General features: G+C 69.0%; 9 protein-coding genes and 1 pseudogene. 1 reads left to right on the forward strand and 9 read right to left on the reverse strand.

Going from position 1 to position 8426, the window contains the following annotated elements; genetic code table 11:
• Positions 1-6: 6 nt before the first annotated feature.
• The 7 genes from DD1DGNOD_RS23390 to DD1DGNOD_RS23420 form a co-directional block, all read right to left on the reverse strand.
• Positions 7-354: a hypothetical protein gene (locus tag DD1DGNOD_RS23390; RefSeq protein ID WP_241251804.1), complete on the reverse strand. Its 348-nt coding sequence runs from the start codon at positions 352-354 to the stop codon at positions 7-9.
• A gap of 17 nt (positions 355-371) precedes the next feature.
• Positions 372-1520: an aminofutalosine synthase MqnE gene (gene mqnE / locus DD1DGNOD_RS23395; protein ID WP_131768577.1), complete on the reverse strand. Its 1149-nt coding sequence runs from the start codon at positions 1518-1520 to the stop codon at positions 372-374.
• A 164-nt stretch (positions 1521-1684) separates the two neighbouring features.
• On the reverse strand, positions 1685-1894 hold the full coding sequence (locus DD1DGNOD_RS23400) for a BldC family transcriptional regulator (protein ID WP_131768578.1): 210 nt from the start codon (positions 1892-1894) through the stop codon (positions 1685-1687).
• A 323-nt stretch (positions 1895-2217) separates the two neighbouring features.
• Positions 2218-2610 (reverse strand): DUF4133 domain-containing protein, encoded by a 393-nt coding sequence (locus DD1DGNOD_RS30165; RefSeq protein WP_241251805.1) that lies wholly within the window; start codon positions 2608-2610, stop codon positions 2218-2220.
• Between the two features lie 106 nt (positions 2611-2716).
• Positions 2717-3400 (reverse strand): UbiX family flavin prenyltransferase, encoded by a 684-nt coding sequence (locus tag DD1DGNOD_RS23410; RefSeq protein ID WP_131771038.1) that lies wholly within the window; start codon positions 3398-3400, stop codon positions 2717-2719.
• A gap of 37 nt (positions 3401-3437) precedes the next feature.
• Entirely contained in the window at positions 3438-4361 is a 924-nt protein-coding gene (gene mqnP / locus DD1DGNOD_RS23415; RefSeq protein ID WP_131768580.1) for a menaquinone biosynthesis prenyltransferase MqnP, read from the reverse strand.
• A 57-nt stretch (positions 4362-4418) separates the two neighbouring features.
• On the reverse strand, positions 4419-5870 hold the full coding sequence (locus DD1DGNOD_RS23420; protein WP_131768671.1) for a menaquinone biosynthesis decarboxylase: 1452 nt from the start codon (positions 5868-5870) through the stop codon (positions 4419-4421).
• 376 nt (positions 5871-6246) lie between these two features.
• On the opposite strand from DD1DGNOD_RS23420, the gene DD1DGNOD_RS23425 reads away from it, so the two are divergent.
• Entirely contained in the window at positions 6247-6684 is a 438-nt protein-coding gene (locus DD1DGNOD_RS23425) for a PLD nuclease N-terminal domain-containing protein (RefSeq protein WP_131768581.1), read from the forward strand.
• A gap of 234 nt (positions 6685-6918) precedes the next feature.
• Here DD1DGNOD_RS23425 and ccsB read toward each other — a convergent pair whose 3' ends face one another.
• Entirely contained in the window at positions 6919-8130 is a 1212-nt protein-coding gene (gene ccsB / locus DD1DGNOD_RS23430) for a c-type cytochrome biogenesis protein CcsB (RefSeq protein ID WP_131768582.1), read from the reverse strand.
• Positions 8130-8426 (reverse strand): annotated as a pseudogene (locus DD1DGNOD_RS30170) (cytochrome c biogenesis protein ResB); the annotation flags it as partial. The pseudogene DD1DGNOD_RS30170 and the gene ccsB, both read right to left, overlap by 1 nt.

The raw sequence follows: 8426 nt of genomic DNA on the forward strand, positions 1-8426 counted from the left end.
TCACTGTCATCTCGGCCGGCGTGCACGCCGGGGCACCCAGCCCAGACGTTGCAGCAGGGACGGATACAGCCCCAGACAGACAAACATCAGCAGCAGGCCGAGCAGGCCGGACGGGCCGATCGCCAGACCGGCGAGCCGCAGCAGGGCATACCCAGCCACACCCGGCAGGAGAATCACCAGGAAGGCCAGCGTGAAGATGGAGCCGATCCCCACGGATCCCTTCGGCCGGGCACGGCGCCCCGGCGGGGCCGGTTGTGACGTCCGCTCATCTCGGTCGTCCAGCTGGTCACTATCCATGATCGCGCCGCCTTCGGGCATCGGTCTCTTCAACGCCTCCGGCGGCGCGAAAAACATGATCGCGTCGCCTTCGGCTAGGCACTGATCTCTTGGGGGAGGTCCCGGCGGGCGGGGTCGGGACCGTCGAACTCTCGGATCACGCGGTATCGGGTGTCTCGCTCCACCGGGCGGAACCCGGCATCCCTGATCACCCCGAGCAGGTCGTCACGGGTCATCGTGTCCGGCGTTCCGAAACCGTCGGCGTCATGGGTGATCTTGTATTCGACGACGGACCCGTCCAGGTCGTCCGCGCCGAAGTTCAGGGCGAGCTGGGCGGTGGTCAGACCGTGCATCACCCAGAAGCACTTGATGTGATCGACGTTGTCGAAGAGCAGCCGAGATATCGCGAATGTCTTCAGCGCCTCGGCCCCGGTCGCCATCGGTTGGTTCATGAGCCGGTTGCGGGGGTCACCGGCGGCATCATGCTGGAAGCGCAACGGGATGAACACCACGAACCCGCCGGTGTCATCCTGCAGCTCGCGCAGTCGCAGAACATGGTCGACCCGGTGCCGTGGTTGTTCGATGTGGCCGTAGAGCATGGTGGCCGGTGTCCGCAGGCCCTTGGAATGGGCAAGGCGGTGGATGCGCGACCAGTCCTCCCAGTGCGTCTCGTGCCCCACGATGTGCTGGCGGACCTCCCAGTCGAAGATCTCCGCTCCGCCCCCGGTCAGCGATTCCAGACCGGCGTCGATCAGCTCGTCGAGGATCTCCTCGGCGGGCAGGCCGCTGATCTTCTCGAACCAGTGGATCTCGGTGGCCGTGAACGCCTTGAGCGCCACACCCGGCAGCGCCTTGGACAGCTCACGCAGCGATCGCGGATAGTAACGCCACGGCAGTGTGGGGTGCAGGCCGTTGACGATGTGCAGCTCGGTGATGCCAGCGGGCTCCATCGCCCTGGCCAGCCGCACCGCCTCTTCTATGCGCATCGTGTACGCGTCGGTCTCGCCAGGTTTGCGCTGGAACGAGCAGTAGGCGCAGGATGCCGCGCACACGTTCGTGAGGTTCAGATGCCGGTTGACGTTGAAGTACGTCGCGTCCCCGTTCTTGCGGACGCGGACGGAGTGCGCCAGCTCCCCCAGCCAGGCCAGCTCGTCGCTGGTGTAGAGGGCCTCGCCGTCCGCTCGGCTAAGCCGCTCGCCGGCGTGAACCTTCGCCTCGATCTCACGCTTGAGCCCGACGTCCATGAGAACGAGGGTAGCCCCGCTCGGTGCGACATCTCGCCGACACGTGACCCGCGGCACCACAAACCCCCGACACGCCGGCCAACGACCCGAGAGCTGGGCCTCCCGGAACTCCCAGGTCGGCTTCGCCAACCTGGGAGGAACCCCGGGTGCGGAAGAAACACGATCTAGGCCAGAGCGTCCCCGGGCGAGATGCCGGTGAGGAGCGCGCGGACCTCCGCTTCCTGGTAACGCCGGTGGCCGCCGAGGGTGCGGATCGAAGTCAGCTTCCCGGTCTTGGCCCAGCGGGTCACCGTCTTCGGGTCCACCCGGAACATGCTCGCCACCTCGGCAGGCGTCAGCAGAGGAGCGGATTGCGGTGTTGGTGTCGTTGTCACAGAGCCTCCTGTCACAGAGCGTTGACAGTCAATATACAGAAGGTTCTTGCTTCGGTGGCAATTCGGGCGTGACACATCAGGGTCATGTGGTGACTAGTCCGCTCACGTCCACATGAGTAGCAACACGGTCAGTGACCAGACGCCTTCGAGGATGATAAGGAAGAGATCGCGGCGCCGTACGACCGGCTGGCCGCGGGCGACCGGCTGGTGGTACCGAGGTGGACTTCGCGCCGCTTCCGCTGCCCGGCTGGCCGCGGGCGACCGGCTGGTGGCGTACGCCGCGCCGCGGCCTGCCGCGGGCCGTCAGCTCAAACTCGTCCGAGTCACCGGCGGGCCGGGCCGGCGCTGGAGCGCGGGCCGGCATCAGCACGCCCGGCAGCCCGCTGCGCGGCTTTGCGCTGCAACCGGCCCAGCGGGTAGGTCAGCACACCCACGATCACAAGACCGGCCAGTAACGCGAGGATGGGATTCACACTCAGGATGAGCAGGATGGCCAGCATCACGAGCAGTGCGGCGATCCGCGCGGCGAAATACGGCAACTGCGCTCGTAGGTCGGGCGGGGCCAGGTCGGGCCCGGGACGCCTGGCGGACTGGCCCGGACGTGTACCCGAACCACCGCTTGGGGTGGGCGTCCGGCGCTGCGGCACCCGGTTCGGGTTCGCCGCCGCGTCTTTCTTCCCGCTGCCGTCTTTCTTCCTGCTGTCGTCGCGTGCCATGCTCGCCTCTGTCCCGGCCTGGTATTCATCTCCCCAACTGGCATCCCGAACCGGCATGAGTACGGATGCCGCCGATTCACGGTACGACCCGCCGGATCCGCGGTGGTCATGAGGGCAGGCGCCGGGCGGCGCCGAGCTCACCGGTCCATCGGCGCAGGAGGCTGTTGGGCACGCCGGCCGCGTCCAGGACCTTGCCGGCGACGAAGTCCACGAGCGAGCGCGCATCGGTCGCTCCGGCGTAGAAGCCGGGGCTGGCAGCCGCCACCACCGCGCCCGCGTCGTGCAGCGACAGCATGTGCAGCAGGGTCGAGCGGGTGAACGGCATCTCCCGGGGCACGACCACCAACCGGCGGCCTTCCTTCAGTGTCACGTCGGCGGCACGTTGCAGCAGGTCCTTGGACAGCCCGAGCGCGATCCCGGCCACGGTGGCCGTGCTTGCCGGAACGACGATCATCCCTCTGGTCAGGTACGAACCGCTGCTCGGCCCGGCTGCGAGGTCACCGCAGGACCAGTGGCGGACCAGATCCGCCGCGACCGCCGACCCGACGGTGGACGGGTCGACGCCGAGCCAGCCGGCCAGCGCCTGCGGCCAGCTGCCGTCCCGCCAGGTGACCCCGGTCTCGTCCAGCAGCGTGAGCCGGGCCGCCCTGGAGACGACCAGATCCACCGGCAGCCCGGCGTCCAACAGGCCGCGAAGCACCGACGCCGCATAGGGCGTTCCGCTCGCACCGCTGACGCCCACCACCCACGGCCGCCGCGGTTCGCCTCCGCCCACCTGCGGGATCACCATGTCCCGGTGGTCCCGGTCATTCTGGTCGTTCCGGCGGTCACCAGGTCAGGCCGCGGGAGACGAGATCGATGACGGCGAAGCCGAACAGGGCGATGCCGACGAATCCGTTGGCGGTCAGGAAAGCCCGGTTCACCCGTGACAGGTCGTCCGCGGAGACGATCGCGTGCTCGTAGCAGAACGCGGCGGCGGTCACCGTAAGACCCGCCCACCACCACAGGCCGAAGTTCTCCATCAGCCCGAACACGACGAACAGGACGAACGTCACGACATGGGTGACGATCGAGGCGGTCAACGCCGCATGGACCCCGAAACGGGCCGGCACCGAACCCACGCCGATCCCGCGATCGACCTCGGCGTCCTGGCAGGAGTAGATCAGGTCAAAACCGGCTATCCAGGTACCGACCGCGACCCCGAGCACGACCGCGGCCCACGACCAGCGGTCGGTGATCGCGATCCAGGCGCCGACCGGCGCGACCGCCTGGGCCAGCGCGAGGACGGCGTGCGGGAAGTTGGTGAACCGCTTGGCGTAGGAGTAGACGACCAGGGGGGCGACCGCGAACGGCGCGAGGGCCAGGCAGAGCCAGGACAGTGCCGCGGCGGACCCGCAGAAGACCACCAGGGCGATCGCCGCGCCGACCGCGGCCGTGCGCACCGACACGACGCCGGTGACCAGCTCCCGTCCGGCCGTCCGCGGATTACGTCCGTCGATCTTCCGGTCGATGATCCTGTTGGTCGCCATCGCAAAGGTGCGGGCGGCGACCATCGCGACGGTCACCAGCGCGATGTCCAGCCAGTGCACGGACCGGGACGCGTTGAACGACGCGGCAAGCGTGGACACGTAGGCGAACGGCAGCGCGAACACCGAGTGCTCGATCACCACCACCCGCAGGAAGGCGCGGACGGGACCGTCGGGCGCCGATGCCGGCCCCGGCATTCCCGGGGCGAACGTCGCGTCACTCACCAATGATCAACTCCCGTGACGGCCCGGCAGCCGGCACATCCCCACCGTGGACGGTGGTCATAGCCCGTACTCCTTCCAGCGCCGGGCGACCCGGTCCCTGACCGTCCGGTCCATCACAGCCTCCGCGGGCCAGCCGCCCTCGCGACGGTATCCCTCGGTCGGGAGTTTGCGCGTCGCGTCCACGCCGATCTTCCCGCCGAAGAACTGCTCGTACGAGGCATGGTCGAGGTGGTCGACCGGACCGATCGTGGTCAGCAGGTCGTGGGCGTAGTCGACGTTGCCGAACGCCCGCCATGCCACCTCGGAGTAGTCGTGGACGTCGCAGTCGGCGTCCACGACCACGACGAGTTTGGACAGCGACAGCAACCCGGCGCCCCAGATGGCGTGCATGACCTTCTGCGCGTGCTTGGGATAGCGCTTCTCGATCGAGACGATCGCGCAGTTGTGGAAGACACCTTCGACCGGGAGGTCGTAGTCGACGATCTCCGGAATCATCATCCGTACCAGCGGCAGGAAGATCCGCTCGGTTGCCTTGCCGAGCGGTCCGTCCTCCTGCGGCGGTCGACCCACGACGATCGTCTGGAAGACCGGGTCACGCTGCATGGTCATCACGTCGACGTGCAGGGCGGGGAACGGTTCGACCGGCGTATAAAAACCCGTGTGATCGCCGAACGGACCCTCCGGACGCCGTTCCCCCGGCTCCAGCCAGCCTTCGAGCACGACCTGGGCGTTCGCCGGCACCTGCAGCGGAACAGTCAGGCAGTCGACCATCTCCACCCGCTCGCCGCGTAGGAACCCAGCGAACAGGTACTCGTCGATCTCCGCCGGCAGCGGGGCGGAGGCCGCGTAGGTCACCGCCGGGTCGCAGCCGAACGCGATCGCCACCGGCAGCCTCTCCCCCCGACGCTCGGCGACGGCGTGATGGGCGTTGGAATCCTTGTGGATCTGCCAGTGCATGCCGACCGTCCGGGCGTCATGGCGCTGCAGCCGGTACATGCCGAGATTGCGCTGACCGGTCTCAGGGTGCTTCGTGTGGGTGAGCCCCAGGTTCAGGAACACGCCACCGTCATCCGGCCAGGCATGCACGCCGGGCAGGCGGAGCAGGTCGACGTCCGAGCCCTTGAGCACGACGTCCTGACACGGCGCGGTCCGGACCTTGCGGGGTGGCACCGACCGGAGCGCGGCGACTTTGCCGAAAGCCTCCCGCAGCCCTCCGAGCCCGACGGGAAGCTCGGGCCTGAGCAGGGCGGCGATCCGGTCGCCGATCTCGTCGAGGCTGCCGGCCCCCAGCGCGGCGGCCATCCGCTGTTCGGTTCCGAAGACGTTGATGGCCAGTGGCATGTCGGCGCCAAGCGGCTGGTCGAACAGCAGTGCCGGCCCGCGCTCGCGCACCACCCGCGTAACGATCTCGGTGACTTCCAGGACCGGGTCGACCGGGACGCGGACGTGCCGCAGGTCGCCGTGACGCTCGAGATGAACGAGGAACGCACGCAGATCCGCCCAGGCCATGACGTCCATCCTCGCAGCAACCGCCGCGCCGGCCGGCCCGCCCCGCGGCTGCGCCAGGCCGGCGGCCGCCACCGGGCATCGGGCAGGCGGCCGTGCCGAGGCCCGCACCCGGATTGCCCGCACCCGGTGGTTACCGCCCATGCGGCACGTCCGGCGATCGAAAGGAGCACACTAGGAGTGTTGTCATTGCGCACCAGCCGCCCCGGCGCTACTGATCCGACTGAACGGGCGGACGGCTCCAATGGGCATTCGCTGTTCCAATAGGCATTAGCTGTACCGTCGAATGACGGGTATGGATCGGCACGCGATCAGGACTCCAGGTCATGACGGACGGTCATGACGGACGGAGCGAAGACTGGAGAGGAGCAACGGTGCGGTGGTGGGGTTCGTACTGACGCTGGTGGTCTTCGGCTTCTGGATTTTCGCGCTCATTGACGCGATCATGACCCCATCCGTTGCCGTGCGCATGTTCCCCAAGATTGCCTGGATTGTGATCATCGTTCTCTTCTACGCCGTCGGCGGCGTGGTCTGGTTCATTGTCGGCCGCCCTCGCCAGAACGACCGGGCCGGCGAGGGTATCGGTCCTACCGATCATCCGATGTGGGAGGGCCGGGGTCGCTGGGCCGGCGGTGACGGCTTCGGCCGGGGCAGCCGGGACGGCGACCAGGACGGGCCGACGGCCGCCCGGCGACCGTCATGGCCGCGCCGGAGTCCCGCGCCACGGCTGGTCGCACCCGACGACAACCCCGAGTTCCTGCGGGAACTGTCCGAGCGCATCCGCCGCGGGGACGGCGACGGCACGTCCCGGAGCTGACCGCGAGCGGTCCTCACGGCAACGTCAACGGGCCCGGCGCCGGTGGGCCGGCGTTTCCAAGCGCCAGCCCTCGGCGTGACCCCGTCGGCCTCAGTCGGCTATTGGCGTGATCCGTCGAGGGCGTCAGCCACCCGGCTATTGGCGTGCTTCGTCGGCGGCGCCAGCCACCCGACCATTAGCATGATCCGTCGACAGCGCCAGCCACCCGACCATTAGCATGATCCGTCGGCGATGTCAGCCGTCGATACCTGCATAGGAGTGCAGGCCCGAGATCACCAGGTTCACCAGGTAGTAGTCGACGAACAGCGCGCTGAAACCCAGCAGCGATATCGCTGCGGCCCTACGACCCTTCCAGCCGGCGGTGGCACGGGCATGCAGGTAGGCCGCGTAGATCACCCAGGTGATGAACGACCACGTCTCCTTGGGATCCCAGCCCCAGTAACGGCCCCAGGCCGCCTCCGCCCAGATGGCGCCGGCGACGACCGCGAACGTCCAGACCGGGAATGCGAAGCCGATCACACGGTAGGTGATGCGGTCCAGCGACGCGGCCGCGGGCAGGCGCATCATGATCCCACCGCGCCTGCGCATCGCCGCGGAGGCCTCGGCCCGGCCGGTGGCGACCGCCGCGAGCCGGTTCTCCCAGCGGTCCTTGAGCAGGTACAGGACGGTGGTGACCGCCGAGACCATGAACACGCCGCTGGCCACGATCGCCGCCACAACGTGAATCTTGAGCCAGTAGGAGTTGAGCGCCGGGACAAGGGGGCCCGCCGCCACGTAGAGCACCGTGCCGGCGAGACCGAGGTAGAGGACCACCGGCAGCATCACGAAGACGCCCAGCCAACGGATCCGCGCCCGGGTCCGGGCCAGCATGCCCAGATAGGTCAGCACGGCAACCAAGGTGATCATGGATGAGAACTCGTACATGTTCCCCCACGGCACCCGGTTCGCGGCCAGGCCCCGGGCCGTCACCGAACCCACGTGCGCCGCACACCCGAGGACGGTCAGCACTACCGCGGTCCGGCCGATCCAGCGCGCCCGGGGTGAGGTCGACGGGTCCGCACCCTCCCCGGCCATCACCGCGGTCACGGCTGCCCGATCGGAAGCCCGCTGGGCCGCTCGGGCGTCCGCCGCGGCAAGTGCCGCGGCAGCAGGGTCCACAACAAGATCATGATTGTCCGCCGCACGGGGGACGGACACCCCCGCCGCGTCCGCGCCGACCATGGCGGCAACCCGTCCGGGTGCCGTGACCGCCGTGACCGGCACCGATGACACCGGTGACACCGACGCCCCCGTCCGGCGCTCCACCAGGGCCGTGGCGCCGGAGGTGCGCCCGAAGCGACTGAAGGCGAACTCGGCCGCATAACCGAGCATCGCCAGCGCGTAGACCGCCATGGTCACGCCGAGAAGATGATCGGACAACGCGGCAAGGCCGGAGTTGACGGACATCACAGCTCCTGTTCGGTGGGGTCCCCGGATCCGGTGGGGGTCCCGGAGGCCCAGATGGCTGTTGCCGTCCGGTCCGACGGCGTCCGAGCCGACGAGTCCGACCGGGCCGAGCCGTCCGCCCGGTCCGGAGGCACGCCCTCGGCGGGTGCGGTGGCCGTCCGCACATCCTGGATGATCGCCTGCAGTTCGGCCGCGAAGCCGTCGGTGTCGGAGCGGGACAGCCCACCGACCTCGACCATGGTCACCGCGCGGGCATCGGCATCGGCATCGGCATCGGCCCGCGCGGTGCGTGGCGG

The organism is Candidatus Protofrankia californiensis, from assembly GCF_900634765.1.
GTDB classification, from domain to species: Bacteria; Actinomycetota; Actinomycetes; order Frankiales; family Frankiaceae; genus Protofrankia; species Protofrankia californiensis.